This window comes from Rickettsia typhi str. Wilmington (assembly GCF_000008045.1).
Lineage (GTDB): Bacteria > Pseudomonadota > Alphaproteobacteria > Rickettsiales > Rickettsiaceae > Rickettsia > Rickettsia typhi.
Genome location: NC_006142.1, coordinates 150,408 through 165,396 on the forward strand (window position 1 = coordinate 150,408; position 14,989 = coordinate 165,396).

Sequence of the window (14,989 nt, forward strand, 5' to 3'; positions counted from 1 at the left end):
ATCATTTAATAAAATCAATAATGTTATAGTATTACAACTTAAAATATGTTTAGAGAAAATTAATGATATATGATTTTAAGGCAGAAATTATAAAATCTAAAAGTAGCAGTTCTTCTAAAAGTGGTGCGCATCATTGGTTATTGCAAAGAGTAACTGGTGTGGTATTAGCTTTATGTTCTTTTTGGTTAATATATTTTATGTTTACCAACAAAAATAATGATATAAATATTATTATGTGGGAGTTTAAAAAACCTTTTAATATAGTAATTTTATTAATTACGGTTACTATTTCATTGTATCATTCAGTACTTGGGATGCGTGTAGTAATTGAGGACTATATAAATTGTCACAAATTACGTAATACATTGATTATAATAGTGAAATTATTTTGTATTTTGACTATTGTAGCTTTTATAGTAGCGATATTTTATAGTGAATAACAATTGTTATCCAGAAGTTCTGGCGTATGTGAAAATAATTGATAGCATTATTATGTATTGGATTACTTGATAATGTGCTTAAGTTATTTGCTAACAGAGATATACAATTTACGTACCAAAATAGTAAAAAATTAATTTAATGACCAAAGCGTATAATATAATTCATCATAAATTTGATGTAGTAGTTGTAGGTGCAGGTGGAGCTGGTCTGCGTTCTGCATTCGGTATGGCTAAAGAAGGGCTGAATACTGCTTGTATAACTAAGATATTTCCAACACGCAGTCATACTGTGGCTGCACAAGGTGGTATTAGTGCTGCTCTTGGAAATATGGGTGAAGATGATTGGCGTTGGCATATGTATGATACTGTAAAAGGATCTGATTGGTTAGGTGATCAGGATGCTATCGAGTATATGTGTAAGAACGCTCCTGATGCTATTTTAGAGTTAGAGCATTATGGTGTGCCTTTTTCAAGAACTGAAGATGGGAAAATTTATCAACGTCCTTTTGGTGGTATGACTACGGAATATGGTAAAGGGAAAGCGGCTCAGCGTACATGTGCTGCCGCAGATCGTACTGGGCATGCCATACTGCATACTTTATATCAGCAATCACTAAAACATAAAGTGCAGTTTTTTATTGAATATTTTGCTATTGATTTATTAATGGAAGATGGTGAATGTAGAGGTGTAGTTGCTTGGAATTTAGATGATGGTAGTCTTCATTGTTTTAGAGCGCATAATGTAGTGCTTGCAACGGGTGGATACGGGCGTGCTTATTTTTCTGCGACTTCTGCTCATACTTGTACGGGTGATGGAGGTGGTATGGTGATTAGAGCTGGTCTTCCATTGCAAGATATGGAATTTGTACAATTTCATCCGACTGGTATATATTCGGCTGGTTGTCTTATTACTGAAGGAGCTAGAGGTGAGGGAGGGTATCTCGTTAATGCAAACGGTGAGCGTTTTATGGAGCGTTATGCACCTGCTGCAAAAGATTTAGCTTCAAGAGATGTAGTGTCAAGAGCAATGACGATAGAAATCAGAGAGGGTAGAGGAGTTGGTGAGTATAAAGATCATGTATTTTTACATTTAAATCATTTATCGCCTGAAATTTTACATAGACGTTTACCAGGTATCTCTGAAACTGCTAAAATTTTTGCTGGTGTTGATGTAACTAAAGATCCGATACCAGTACTTCCTACAGTACATTATAACATGGGCGGGATACCGACTAATTATCATGGGCAAGTCATAATCAAAGACGGCAAAAATCATAATAGTATAGTCAATGGAATTATGGCAATCGGTGAAGCAGCTTGTGTATCAGTACATGGTGCTAACCGATTAGGATCAAATTCTTTACTTGATCTAGTAGTATTCGGTAGAAGCTCTGCATTAAAGGCGGCTGAGCTTATAAAGCCAGTAAGCCCTCATAAGCCTTTAAAAAAAGAAATTCTTGAAAAAATTATAAATAGATTTGATAAAATTCGTCACGCTAACGGCAATGTTTTAGTTGCAGATTTAAGGCTTCAAATGCAAAGAACTATGCAAAGCCATGTTTCAGTATTTAGAACTCAAGAGTTACTAGATGAAGGAGCAAGAATGATTAGTGAAATCAGAAATAGATATAAAGATATAAAAATTAATGATAAATCTTTAATTTGGAATAGTGATTTAGTAGAAGCTTTAGAACTAGATAATCTACTTGATCAGGCCTTAGTAACAGTATATTCAGCAGCTGCAAGAAAAGAAAGCAGAGGTGCACATGCACGCGAAGATTATCCTGATCGTAATGATATAGATTGGATTAAGCATACTCTTAGCTCTATTGATGATTCAGGTCAAATCATTCTTGATTATAAACCTGTAACATTAACAACTTTAACCGATGAAATTAGTACAATTCCACCAGTGAAGAGGATTTATTAATTAATTTTATAGTATTATTTTATTTAGATCAATTTTGTCTCTGTATATCACTTGGCTTTACAACAATACACAGGCAATATGATTTTTAGTTACTGCAGTCAATCCACTTGATGACAAAAAAATATATAATAATTTATGTTGAAGTATTTAATAAAATTTTATCCAAAAATCCTTTTTATTATAGAGGGAACTTTGGTAACTTTAAAATATAGTATTATTGCTGTTATATTAGGTTTAGTAATAGGGATGCTTCTTGCTATTTGTAAGGTAAATAAGAATTGTGTTTTAAGACTTTTTGCAAATTTTTATACTTCTATTTTTAGAGGCACGCCTTTATTAGTTCAATTAAGTATTATTTATTTTGCTGCGCCTTATATCATAAGCATTAAATTTAGTGTGTTTATGGCTGGGGTTATTTCTTTTGCACTGAATTCTGGTGCATATGTTTCTGAAGTAATAAGGGCTGGAATTAATACTATTGATAAAGGTCAGTTTGAAGCTGCTGAAGCTCTTGCGATTCCAAAATTTTTAATAATGAAAGATATCATCTTGCCGCAAGCTATTAACAATATTTTTCCGTCATTAGTGAATGAGCTTATAAATTTGATCAAAGAATCAGCAATTATTTCTATGCTTGGAGAAATGGATTTAATGCGTAGAGCACAAATTGTATCAATTGAAACATATAATTATTTTTTTCCAATGCTTATTGCAGCGTGTTGTTATTATATTTTAGTTATGTTAATCAGCTTTATAGCAAAAATAATTGAGAAAAAAATGATTGTTAATTAAAACATACTTGCTTTTATAAGAAAAATAATTATAATTTAAGTTTGCTGTAATTTACATATTCTTATAATTTGTATTTAGAGATGATTAAAAAAAAGTCAAGGGTGAAGTATGTTTCACCCTTTAAATTAGCGATAAGTAAGTTTTTTGGAGTGTTTTTTAAATGCCAACATATAATCAATTAGTTCGTTTTGGGAGAAAGTCAAAAATTCGCAAAACTAAATCTCCTGCCTTAGAATCCAACCCTTTTAAAAGCGGTGTTTGTCTAGTTGTAAAAACTGTTACCCCTAAAAAGCCTAACTCTGCACTTCGTAAGATTGCAACAGTGCGTCTAAGTAATAAAAGAACCGTTAATGCATATATTCCTGGTGAAAAGCATAGTGTAAAGGAACATGATAGAGTATTAGTAAGAGGAGGTCAGGTTCCTGACCTTCCTGGTGTGAAGTATCATATTGTGCTTGGTGCTTATGATATTGCTGGAGTTAAAGGGCGTAAGCAAGGTCGTTCACGTTATGGTGCCACTCGTAAACAAGTGGCTGCTACAAAAAAATAAATTATTTAGTTAGAGATAGAGAGAAAAAATAAATGTCACGTCGTCATGTTGCAGAAAAGCGGATAATTTTACCTGATATGAAATATAACAGTATTTTACTATCAAGGTTTATCAATAATATTATGAAAGCAGGGAAGAAAGCTGTTGCAGAGAAAATTGTTTATTCAGCCTTTAATAAAATTGAAAAAAAACATAGTGTTGATCCGTATCAAACCTTTAATAATGCTATGCATAATGTAAAACCACATTTAGAAGTAACTTCAGTTAGGGTTGGAGGAGCTAATTATCAAGTTCCGACTCATGTTGATGAAAGGAGAGGATACGCGCTTGCTAGCCGTTGGATTATTAATGCTGCATCAAAGCGTTCTGAAAAAATGATGATTGATAAACTTGCTGAAGAGTTGTTTGAAGCTGCTAATAATAGAGGTGTCGCGATTAAGAAGAAAGAAGATATTCATAAAATGGCTGAGGCTAATAAAGCTTTTTCTCATTTTAGCCCTAAAAAAATGAAATAAGGTAGGGTATTAATGAGTAAAATAAATAAACTTGAACATATTCGTAATATCGGTATATGTGCTCATATTGATGCTGGTAAAACTACAACTACCGAACGTATTTTATATTATACTGGTAAATCACATAAAATAGGTGAAGTCCATGAAGGTGGTGCTACTATGGATTGGATGGAGCAAGAGCAAGAACGTGGTATAACAATTACCTCAGCTGCTACTACTTGTAAATGGCAAGATAAAGTAATTAATATTATCGATACTCCAGGCCACGTTGATTTTACAATTGAAGTAGAGCGTTCGCTTCGTGTTCTTGATGGGGCTGTTGCAGTATTTGATGGTGTAGCTGGTGTTGAGCCACAGTCAGAAACGGTTTGGAGGCAGGCAGATAAATATAATGTTCCTAGAATGTGTTTTGTGAATAAAATGGATAGAATGGGGGCAGATTTTTATAAATGCGTTGACATGATCAAAGATCGTTTAGGGGCAAAGTCACTTATTCTTCAATTGCCTATTGGTATTGAAGAAAATTTTAAGGGTATAATTAATCTTATAAAAATGAAAGCAGTTATCTGGAAAGATGAATCACTCGGTGCTGAATATTTTGAAGAAGATATACCAACGGATATGCAAGATAAAGCTGCAGAGTATCGTGCTAGGTTACTTGATATGACCGTTGAGTTAGATGATACGATAATGGAACGATATTTATCAGGGGAAGAAATAACAGAAGAAGAAATTAAAATCTTAATAAGAAAAGGTACTATTGAAGCAAAATTTTATCCAGTTTTATGTGGTAGTGCTTTTAAAAATAAAGGTGTGCAACCTTTACTTGATGCCATAGTCGATTTCTTACCTTCGCCTATTGATATAGGTATAGTAAAAGGTATAGAAGTAAGTACTAGTGAAGAAAAAGATTTCCCTATTTCTATAACTGAGCCTTTTTCTGCTTTAGCATTTAAAATTATGAATGATCCTTTTGTTGGTTCATTAACTTTTATTAGAATATATTCGGGTAAAATTACTTCAGGTGCATCTGTTGTTAATACTGTAAAAAATAAAAGAGAAAAAATTGGTAGAATGCTATTAATGCATGCTAATAATCGTGAAGACATAAAAGAAGCATCAGCTGGTGATATAGTAGCTTTAGCAGGTCTTAAAGATACTAGCACTGGTGATACATTATCCGATATTGATACACAAGTAGTCTTAGAAAGAATGGAATTTCCAGAGCCGGTGATTGAGCTTGCGGTAGAGCCGAAGTCAACAGCAGATCAAGAAAAAATGGGCTTAGCACTTTCTCGTTTGGCAGCAGAAGATCCATCATTTAAAGTTTCAACTGATCATGAAACAGGGCAAACAGTGATAAAAGGAATGGGTGAACTTCATTTAGAAATTATCATTGATCGTATGAGAAGAGAGTTTAAGGTTGAAGCCAATATTGGGGCTCCTCAAGTAGCATATCGTGAAACTATAACAACAGCTTGTGAGATTGATTATACTCATAAAAAACAATCTGGTGGCGCAGGACAATTTGCTCGTGTAAAAATTATTTTTGAACCTCTTAAAGACGTAATAGATCTAAAAGATGAAGATAAAAATAAAACTTTTGTCTTTGAAAGTAAAATTGTTGGTGGTGCTGTGCCTAAAGAATATATACCAGGTGTTGAAAAAGGATTAAATAATATTAGAGAAACTGGTATTGTTGCCGGTTATCCTATGATTGATTTTAAAGCCACTTTAGTTGATGGTGCTTTTCATGATGTAGATTCTAGTGTTCTTGCTTTTGAAATTGCTGCAAAAGGAGCATTTAGAGAAGGGATGCAAAAAGGTAATCCTAAGTTACTTGAGCCGATTATGAAAGTTGAAGTAATTACTCCTGATGAATATATGGGTGATATTATAGGTGACTTAAATAGTCGTAGAGGGCAAATTCAAAGTATGGATCCAAGAGGAAATGCTCAAGTAGTCACTGCGTATGTTCCTTTAGCCGAAATGTTTGGTTATGTTAATACACTTAGATCTTTATCTCAAGGTAGAGCGCAGTTTAGTATGATATTCTCCCATTATGATCAAGTGCCAAGTCAAGTAGCTGATATTATTAAAGCTAAAAAGTAATTTAGTTATATCAAAATACAGAAGGTATTAATGTTATGCCTTACAGAAGTAAATATTGTTTTACCATAGCAAATTAGAAGTGTAATTTATAAATTTTAATAATAAATCAATAAATTTTATTGATTTATTATTAAAAATATGATAGGAGTGTAGCTCAATTGGTAGAGTGCCGGTCTCCAAAACCGGAGGTTGCGGGTTCGATTCCTGTCGCTCCTGCCAAAATTTACTGTAAAATAGAGAGTTTTTATGGAATTCTTTATATATAAAGGATATACTCCTAATGTGCATACTTAGTGTATAAGAAATTCTAGTGCTAGATCATTATTTCAATGAAATCTAGCAGTAGAATTATGTAAGTAGATTTAATAAATTACCTAACAAAAGATATGTTTAGAGAATATAAAATGTATAAGTTTTTTGAACAAGTTAAACAAGAAACTTATAAAGTATTTTGGCCAAATAGAAAGGAGCTGATTGCTTCAACATTAGTAGTAGTAGCCGCAGTTTTTATTTTTAGTTTAATTTGCTTGGTGCTTGATTATAGTATACATAATATAATGCAGCTTTTGCTTACTATTGGCAAATAGTATAAGGAATAAATTGTGACAGAACAGACTATAGATAATATATTACCTGCTTCTAAGAATAATGTAAAGCAGTGGTATGTAGTACATACTGCATCAGGAGCAGAGAAACGCATTAAAGAAGATATTCTTAGAAAAATCGCTAAACAAAAAATGACAGATTTTTTTGAGGATATATTAATACCTGTTTTTGGAGTTTCTGAAGTTAAACGTGGTAAAAATGTCAAGGTAGAAAAAAAACTAATGCCAAGTTATATTTTAATAAAAATGAATATGACTGATAAATCATGGCATTTAGTAAAAAATATATCTGGCGTAACTGGTTTTTTAGGAAGTAAAATTGTACCAAAAGCTCTTACAGAAAGTGAAATACAAAATATTTTTAATAATTTGGAAGCAGAAGCGAAAGTAGCAAAGAACTCTAAATTATATGAAGTTGGTGAGGTAGTAACTGTTACAGATGGTCCTTTTGAAACTTTTATGGGAACAGTAGAAGAAATAGATAAAGAAAGAAATAGATTAAAGGTTTCAGTTTCAATATTTGGTAAAGCAACTCCAATAGAACTAAATTTTAATCAAGTAAAGAAAAATGATTAAAAGCCGATAGTATTTTAAAATATTAAAAAATCAAGAGTAATGAATTTTTTAATAAAAGTGAAATCTGCATGGAGTTGTTCATTATTTAAAACTTCTTGATGTCTAATTAGGACTAGAGAATATGTAAGAGTTTTATAAAAATATTAATTATAAAAAGGAAAATAAGGATATTTATACATGTCTCAGAAAACAATAAAGGGGTATATTAACTTAATAATTCCTGCTGCTGGAGCTACTCCTGCTCCTCCTATAGGGCCTGCACTAGGTCAAAGAAAAGTTAATATAGCAGCATTTTGTAAAGATTTTAATGATGCTACGAACGGTATGGAGAAAGGAGTACCTTTACCTACTGTAATTACAGTTTATGACGATAATAGTTTTTCTTTTAAAGTTAAAACTCCACCTGCTTCATATTTTCTAAAAAAGTATGCTAAAATTACTAAAGGTTCTAGCGCTACTAAAAAAGAAGCTATGGTTGGTAAAGTGACTCTAGATGCTTGTCGTGAAATTGCAAAGTTAAAAATATCTGATTTAAATACAAAAAATATTGAAGCAGCAACCAAGATTATTTGTGGTAGTGCTGCATCTATGGGACTTGAAGTAGTAGGGAATTAATTATGTCAAATAAAGATATTTTTGTCAAAATTAGTGGTAGTAAAAAAATAAGAGAAGCTAGAGAAAAAGTAAAATCAGATACCTTATATAATTTAACAAGTGCGGTTGAACGGTTAAAGTCAGCATCATATGTTAAGTTTGATCCAACTTTAGAAATAGTAATGAAGCTTGGCATTGATCCTAGGCATTCAGATCAAATTGTACGTGGCGTAGTTAATTTACCTGCCGGTACTGGTAAAATAATAAGAGTTGCTGTTATTTGTAAAGAGGAAAGAGAAGAAGAGGCCAAAAGTGCTGGAGCAGATTTAGTTGGTTCAATAAATATTATTGATGAAATTAAATCTGGGCAAATTAATTTCGATGTATGTATAGCTACTCCTGATATGATGTCGATGATAAGTTCAGTTGCAAGAATTTTAGGCCCAAAAGGTTTAATGCCTAATCCTAAACTTGGTACAGTCACTTTAGATATTAAAAATGCTATTAAAAATGCTAAAAGCGGTCAGGTAGAATATAGAGCAGAGAAAGCAGGTATAATTCATGCAGGTCTTGGAAAATTATCTTTTTCAGACCAAGATTTATTAAAAAATTTAAATGCATTTATTGGGGCAGTAATTAAAGCAAAACCTGTTGGATTAAAAGGTAGTTATTTAAAAGCAATATATTTATCTTCTACTATGGGAGCATCGGTACAAATAGATTTAACTAGTATATAATAATTTTTATAGCAAAAATTTTGTTATTTAAGTATTTGTATCAGTGTCAATATTGTTAAAATATGTTATAAAAGAAGGAGCGTTCAAAGGTGTTAAGATCAGAAAAACCGGTAGCAGTAGAAGATATTGTGAATATTTATAAGGAATCGCCATCTGTAATTATTACTCATTATCATGGATTAACTGTTAGTCAAGTGAGTTCACTTAGAGAAGCACTAAAATCTAAAGAAGTAGGTTTTAAAGTAGTTAAAAATACTTTAGCTAAAATAGCTGCAAAGCACACTGGGCTTGATAGTATTACTGATTTATTTGCTGGGCCTAGTGCGATTGTTTATTCTAAAGAACCGGTTGAGATGGCAAGATTAGTAGTTAATTTTGCTAACTCGAATGATAATCTTAAGATTATTGGTGGCATAGTTGATAATCATATATTAGATACATATGCAATAAAAGAACTTGCTAAGCTACCTTCATTGCATGAGCTTAGAGGTAAAATTGTTGGGTTACTACAAGCACCGGCTACTAAGGTTGTAGGTGTTTTACAAGCTACGTCTTCGAGTATAGCAAGAGTAATACACGCACATGCTATTAAACATTAATTTAAAGGTTACTGAACCAGTGATTTTCATTAATAATTAAAGCGCTTTTATAGTAAAAATTAATAAGATTTTTATATGAGGTTATTCTTTTTTTTAAAAATCTCGTAATTTGTAGCACAGAGGAATTTAATTATTTAAAATCTGATTTAGTAATCACTCAATAAAAAAAGGGGAAAACTTATGGCTGATTTAGCTAAAATTGAAGAACAATTATCATCATTAACATTGATGCAAGCAGCTGAGCTTGTGAAAATTCTAGAGGCAAAATGGGGCGTATCTGCAGTAACTCCTATAGCTGTAGCATCTGCTGGTGTTGCAGATCCTGTAGCAGAAGCAGTTGCTGAAAAAACTGAGTTTGAAGTAGTATTAACTGCTACTGGTGACAAAAAAGTTGAAGTAATTAAAATTATAAAAGATATAACAGGTCTTGGTTTAATTGAAGCTAAGAAATTAGTTGATGAAGCTCCGAAGCCAATTAAAAGCAATCTAAAAAAAGCAGAAGCAGAAGAAATTAAAAATAAGTTAGAAGCTACAGGCGCAAAAGTTGAATTAAAATAATTATTTTTGTACTAGGTTCTGTAAAGTTTAGTTATTTGTCTTTTTAGATATTTTAAAGTAAATATTCATATGTTCTTGTTTGAGTAGTGGTTTTTATTCCAGCAATCTTTAGATTTTAATCTAAAATTATTAAGATTAAACTTTTTTACAAGACCTAATTTTTTAGTATCACAAATATTTTATAGATTTAAAAACTTAATAAAATCTAAAAAGCCTTATTTTAGTGATTAAATTTGAATAAGGCTTTTTTGTTTAAAAATTATTTTAAAGATAATTAAAATTATTATTACAATATGGTAAAGCTTTGATATTAAAAATCTTATTAAAATAATTTTATTAACTTATCATACGTATAGAAAAATTATTAAAATGTTCTAGGTGCTGTGAACATTGATAATTGATTTTTAGTAAAATTAATGAATTTAACAAATCACTCAAAACTAAAATCAAATCTTTTTTAAAAATGTACGCAGAAACAACACAAGATCTAAACAAGAAACTAGGTTTAGCTATGTTAAAAAAAAATTAAAGTAGTATTTTTATTTATTGCACATTATCAGTAATTTATTGGAAATAGTTATCTATTTCAATGAAAGTTTTACTGTTTAAAATATAAATAATAAAACCTAGGTTTTGAACACTTTGTAATTAATATTATATTTAGGAAATATTTTAAAGCGAAAATTAATAAGATTTTTGAGATAATATTACTTTTTTAAAAAATCTTATGATTTACCGTTACATAATTATGGTTATCTATTAAGAGTGCATAGAGCTTAATCACACTTTAAATACGGGCAGTAATTTATCAGTTAGGAGATTATATGGTTTCATTAAGGGATAATATAGAATCACAACCCTTGTCACATAATAGAAGAGTAAGAAAGAATTTTGGTCACATAAATTTAGTAGCAGATATACCGAATTTGATTGAAATTCAAAAAAATTCATATGAGAGAAACTTTTTACAGTTAAATATTAAAGATTCTGAAAGAAAAAACAAAGGTTTACAATCGATATTAAACTCAATTTTTCCTATTTCAGATTCCTCAAATATTGCAAATTTAGAATTTGTAAAATATGAATTTGATACTCCAAAATATGATGTAGATGAGTGTAGTCAAAGAAGTTTAAGTTATGCAGCTCCTCTTAAAGTTACTTTAAGATTAAGTATTTGGGATATAGATGAAGATACAGGTACTAGAGAAATTAAAGGAATTAAAGAGCAAGAAGTATATATGGGCGATATTCCATTAATGACTAAAAATGGTACTTTTATTATTAATGGTACGGAAAGAGTTGTTGTATCACAAATGCATCGTTCACCAGGTGTATTCTTTTATCATGATGAAGGAAAAGTACACTCTTCTGGTAAGCTTTTATATTCTGCTCGTGTTATTCCATATAGAGGATCTTGGCTTGATTTTGAATTCGATGCTAAAGATGTTATTTATTTTAGGATTGATAGAAAAAGGAAGCTTTATGCTACTACTTTACTGAGAGCTATTGGTATGAATACTGAAGAAATTATGAAATTTTATTATAATTCAGTAACTTATAAATGTATTAAAAATAAAGGTTGGTCTGTTAAATTTATACCTCAACATATTACTGCTCATCGTTTAACAAGTGATTTAGTAGATGCAGATACAGGAAATGTTTTACTGAAAGCAGGACAAAAAATTACACCGCGTTTAGCTCAAAAATATTTTAGTATAGGTCTAAATAATATTTTAGTAACTCATGAAACTTTAATCGGTAAATATCTATCTGAAGATTTAAGAGATCCTGAAAGTGATGAAATTTTAGCTAAAATTGGTGAAATGATTACTGCTGATATGTTACAAGTTATTAATGATCTTAAAATCAAAAATGTTAATGTATTAGTAATCAACCCTCAATCAGGTCCATATATAAGAAATACATTGTTCGCTGATAAAAATCAAGACCGTGAGACAGCATTATGTGATATTTTCCGAGTGTTAAGACCAGGCGAACCTGCTAATATTGAAGCAGCTGAAAGCCTATTTTATAATTTATTCTTTGATGCAGAAAGATATGATCTTTCAGAAGTTGGACGAATAAAAATGAATTCTAGATTAGAATTGAATATTTCTGAAGAAATTACGGTTTTAACAATTGATGATATTAAAAATATTGTAAGAATTTTAGTAGAGCTTAAAGACGGTAAAGGTATTATAGATGATATTGATCATTTAGGTAATAGAAGGGTTAGATCGGTTGGTGAATTGATAGAAAATCAATTTAGAATAGGTTTAGTACGTATTGAAAAATCTGTAATTGAGAGGATGTCGGCAGGTGATGTTGATACCGTAATGCCTCATGATTTAGTAAATTCTAAAATTTTAGTTTCAGTAGTAAAAGAATTTTTTAGTACTTCGCAATTATCCCAATTTATGGATCAAACAAATCCATTATCTGAGATAACTCATAAAAGAAGACTTTCAGCTCTTGGACCTGGAGGTCTTAGCCGAGATCGAGCAGGTTTTGAAGTACGTGATGTACACCCTACTCATTACGGTCGTATTTGTCCTATTGAAACACCAGAAGGTCAGAATATTGGTTTAATCAACTCTATGGCTACTTATGCTAGAATCAATAAACATGGTTTTATAGAGAGTCCGTATAGAAGAGTTAAAGATGGATACGTAACAGATGAGGTGGTATATCTTTCTGCTATTGAGGAAGGTAAATATAAAATAGGGCAAGCAAATTCTAAGGTTGATCAAGATGGAAAACTGCAAGGGGAGTTCATTAATTGCCGTGTTGAGGGTGGAAATTTTGTAATGGTAGAACCGTATGAAGTGGACTTCATTGATGTAACGCCTATGCAGGTAGTATCGGTTGCAGCTTCTCTTATACCTTTCTTAGAAAACGATGATGCGAACCGTGCTTTGATGGGCTCAAACATGCAAAGACAAGCTGTTCCTTTAATTAAAACTGAAGCACCTTTTGTAGGTACTGGAGTTGAAGGAGTAGTTGCTAAAGATTCTGGTGCTTCAGTGCTTGCATTACATGATGGTATTGTTGAACGGGTAGACTCAAATAGAATTGTGATTAGAACTCTAGAACAAAAAGTTGATGGTTCTCCTTCTGTGGATATTTATAATTTGTTAAAATTCCAAAAATCGAATCATAATACTTGTATCAATCAAAAGCCTTTAGTTAAGGTCGGTCATTACGTTAAGAAAAATGATATTATAGCTGATGGTCCTAGTACAGATAATGGTGAAATTGCTTTAGGTAGAAATGTACTTGTGGCTTTTTTACCTTGGAATGGTTATAATTTTGAAGATTCAATTTTAATATCTGAACGTATAGTAAAAGAGGATGTGTTTACATCAATTCATATTGAAGAGTTTGAAGTAATAGCTAGAGATACACGCCTTGGTCCTGAAGAAATTACACGTGATATACCGAATGTAAGTGAAGAAGCGTTGCGTCATCTTGATGAAGTTGGGATAATTTATGTAGGTGCAGAAGTAAAAGCCGGGGATATTTTAGTTGGGAAAGTAACACCAAAAAGTGAATCTCCTATTACACCTGAAGAGAAACTACTGCGTGCTATTTTTGGAGAAAAAGCTTTTGATGTAAAAGATTCATCACTGCATGTACCTTCTGGAGTTAGTGGCACTGTAGTAGAAGTAAGGATATTTTCTCGTAGAGGTGTAGAAAAAGATCAGAGAGCTATTGCTATTGAAAAACAACAAATTGAAAAATTAGCAAAAGATAGGGATGATGAGTTAGAAATTATTGAGCATTTTGTGTTTAGTTGGCTTGAAAAGCTTTTAGTAGGACATGTTATTATTAGCGGCCCTAAGCAAATAACAGCAGGACAGACTATTACTACTGAAATGCTAAAAGGTTTATCTAAAGGGCAACTTTGGCAACTTATAGTGGAAGATGCAAATGTAATGAATGAAATAGAGCAGATCAAAATTCATTATGATGAGAAAAAACATGCTCTCGATAAAAGATTTGCTACTAAGGTAGAGAAATTGCAAAGCGGTGATGATTTACCTCAGGGGGCTTTAAAAGTAGTGAAAGTATTTATTGCCACTAAGCATAAATTACAACCTGGTGATAAGATGGCAGGAAGGCACGGAAATAAAGGTGTTATTTCACGTATTGTGCCTGAAGAAGATATGCCATTTTTAGAAGATGGCACTGTGGTAGATATAGTGCTTAATCCTCTAGGTCTTCCATCCCGTATGAATATAGGACAGATTTTAGAAACGCATCTTGGATGGGCATCGATAAATTTAGCAAAAAAAATCTCTACCTTAGTAAAGGAATATAAAGATAATAATATAGATATTGAGCAAATTAAGAAATTCTTACTTGAGCTGTACGGCAAGGATATTAATTATATACTTGAAGGGTCAGAAGAAGGAATTATCTCTTTCTGTAATAAAGTAAGTAAAGGTGTATATTTTGCAACTCCTGTATTTGATGGTGCAAAAGTTCAGGATGTTAAGGATATGTTAAAACTTGCTGACCAAGATCTTTCAGGACAAGTAAAATTAATTGACGGTAGAACTGGTGAATATTTTGATCGTTTAGTCACTGTAGGACACAAATATTTGCTGAAATTACATCATTTAGTCGATAATAAAATTCACTCTCGTTCTATAGGACCTTATAGCTTAGTAACACAGCAACCGCTTGGAGGTAAGTCTCATTTTGGTGGACAACGTTTTGGCGAAATGGAATGCTGGGCATTACAAGCTTATGGTGCAGCTTATACGTTACAGGAAATGTTAACTGTTAAGTCAGATGACGTAAACGGTAGGATCAAAACTTATGATTCTATAGTACGTGGTGAAAATAATTTTGAATCAGGCATTCCTGAATCATTTAATGTTATGATAAAAGAATTTAGATCTTTATGTCTTAATGTAAAGCTTGAAGTAACTGCTAGTAAATAACGTGTGTATACGTGGGCAATTTCAAAAAGAGA

At 31.6% G+C, this 14,989-nt stretch carries 13 protein-coding genes and 1 tRNA gene; all 14 read left to right on the forward strand.

Features of this window, described 5'->3' with window-relative positions:
• Positions 1–62 precede the first annotated feature (62 nt).
• The 14 genes from sdhD to rpoB all read left to right on the forward strand — a co-directional run bounded on the left by sdhD (position 63) and on the right by rpoB (position 14,957).
• Positions 63–440 (forward strand): succinate dehydrogenase, hydrophobic membrane anchor protein, encoded by a 378-nt coding sequence (sdhD, locus tag RT_RS00595; protein ID WP_011190589.1) that lies wholly within the window; start codon positions 63–65, stop codon positions 438–440.
• A gap of 139 nt (positions 441–579) precedes the next feature.
• The gene (gene sdhA, locus RT_RS00600) at positions 580–2,370 is read left to right on the forward strand and encodes a succinate dehydrogenase flavoprotein subunit (RefSeq protein ID WP_011190590.1); all 1,791 of its coding nucleotides are present in this window, start codon (positions 580–582) and stop codon (positions 2,368–2,370) included.
• A 135-nt stretch (positions 2,371–2,505) separates the two neighbouring features.
• On the forward strand, positions 2,506–3,162 hold the full coding sequence (locus RT_RS00605; protein ID WP_011190591.1) for an amino acid ABC transporter permease: 657 nt from the start codon (positions 2,506–2,508) through the stop codon (positions 3,160–3,162).
• Between the two features lie 160 nt (positions 3,163–3,322).
• Positions 3,323–3,712, forward strand: a complete 390-nt coding sequence (gene rpsL / locus RT_RS00610) for a 30S ribosomal protein S12 (protein WP_011190592.1) — start codon at positions 3,323–3,325, stop codon at positions 3,710–3,712.
• A gap of 32 nt (positions 3,713–3,744) precedes the next feature.
• On the forward strand, positions 3,745–4,227 hold the full coding sequence (gene rpsG / locus RT_RS00615; protein ID WP_011190593.1) for a 30S ribosomal protein S7: 483 nt from the start codon (positions 3,745–3,747) through the stop codon (positions 4,225–4,227).
• A gap of 12 nt (positions 4,228–4,239) precedes the next feature.
• The gene (fusA, locus tag RT_RS00620; protein ID WP_011190594.1) at positions 4,240–6,339 is read left to right on the forward strand and encodes an elongation factor G; all 2,100 of its coding nucleotides are present in this window, start codon (positions 4,240–4,242) and stop codon (positions 6,337–6,339) included.
• A gap of 143 nt (positions 6,340–6,482) precedes the next feature.
• Positions 6,483–6,558 (forward strand) — tRNA-Trp (locus RT_RS00625).
• 167 nt (positions 6,559–6,725) lie between these two features.
• The gene (gene secE, locus RT_RS00630; protein ID WP_011190595.1) at positions 6,726–6,926 is read left to right on the forward strand and encodes a preprotein translocase subunit SecE; all 201 of its coding nucleotides are present in this window, start codon (positions 6,726–6,728) and stop codon (positions 6,924–6,926) included.
• A 15-nt stretch (positions 6,927–6,941) separates the two neighbouring features.
• Positions 6,942–7,520: a transcription termination/antitermination protein NusG gene (nusG, locus tag RT_RS00635; RefSeq protein WP_011190596.1), complete on the forward strand. Its 579-nt coding sequence runs from the start codon at positions 6,942–6,944 to the stop codon at positions 7,518–7,520.
• A 177-nt stretch (positions 7,521–7,697) separates the two neighbouring features.
• Entirely contained in the window at positions 7,698–8,135 is a 438-nt protein-coding gene (gene rplK, locus RT_RS00640; protein ID WP_011190597.1) for a 50S ribosomal protein L11, read from the forward strand.
• Between the two features lie 2 nt (positions 8,136–8,137).
• A complete protein-coding gene (gene rplA, locus RT_RS00645) occupies positions 8,138–8,851 on the forward strand; it encodes a 50S ribosomal protein L1 (protein WP_011190598.1) in 714 nt (237 codons plus the stop codon).
• A gap of 89 nt (positions 8,852–8,940) precedes the next feature.
• Positions 8,941–9,450 carry a 50S ribosomal protein L10 gene (gene rplJ / locus RT_RS00650; RefSeq protein WP_011190599.1) on the forward strand — a complete coding sequence of 170 codons (510 nt, stop codon included), beginning with the start codon at positions 8,941–8,943 and terminating at the stop codon, positions 9,448–9,450.
• 180 nt (positions 9,451–9,630) lie between these two features.
• Entirely contained in the window at positions 9,631–10,008 is a 378-nt protein-coding gene (rplL, locus tag RT_RS00655; protein ID WP_011190600.1) for a 50S ribosomal protein L7/L12, read from the forward strand.
• An 824-nt stretch (positions 10,009–10,832) separates the two neighbouring features.
• On the forward strand, positions 10,833–14,957 hold the full coding sequence (rpoB, locus tag RT_RS00660; protein WP_011190601.1) for a DNA-directed RNA polymerase subunit beta: 4,125 nt from the start codon (positions 10,833–10,835) through the stop codon (positions 14,955–14,957).
• Positions 14,958–14,989 lie beyond the last annotated feature (32 nt).

Bases quoted from the DNA above. Each gene is read 5' to 3' on its own strand.
- sdhD (WP_011190589.1), top strand. From the start codon at position 63: ATGATATATGATTTTAAGGCAGAAATTATAAAATCTAAAAGTAGCAGT.
- sdhA (WP_011190590.1), top strand. From the start codon at position 580: ATGACCAAAGCGTATAATATAATTCATCATAAATTTGATGTAGTAGTT.
- RT_RS00605 (WP_011190591.1), top strand. From the start codon at position 2,506: ATGTTGAAGTATTTAATAAAATTTTATCCAAAAATCCTTTTTATTATA.
- rpsL (WP_011190592.1), top strand. From the start codon at position 3,323: ATGCCAACATATAATCAATTAGTTCGTTTTGGGAGAAAGTCAAAAATT.
- rpsG (WP_011190593.1), top strand. From the start codon at position 3,745: ATGTCACGTCGTCATGTTGCAGAAAAGCGGATAATTTTACCTGATATG.
- fusA (WP_011190594.1), top strand. From the start codon at position 4,240: ATGAGTAAAATAAATAAACTTGAACATATTCGTAATATCGGTATATGT.
- secE (WP_011190595.1), top strand. From the start codon at position 6,726: ATGTTTAGAGAATATAAAATGTATAAGTTTTTTGAACAAGTTAAACAA.
- rplK (WP_011190597.1), top strand. From the start codon at position 7,698: ATGTCTCAGAAAACAATAAAGGGGTATATTAACTTAATAATTCCTGCT.
- rplA (WP_011190598.1), top strand. From the start codon at position 8,138: ATGTCAAATAAAGATATTTTTGTCAAAATTAGTGGTAGTAAAAAAATA.
- rplL (WP_011190600.1), top strand. From the start codon at position 9,631: ATGGCTGATTTAGCTAAAATTGAAGAACAATTATCATCATTAACATTG.
- rpoB (WP_011190601.1), top strand. From the start codon at position 10,833: ATGGTTTCATTAAGGGATAATATAGAATCACAACCCTTGTCACATAAT.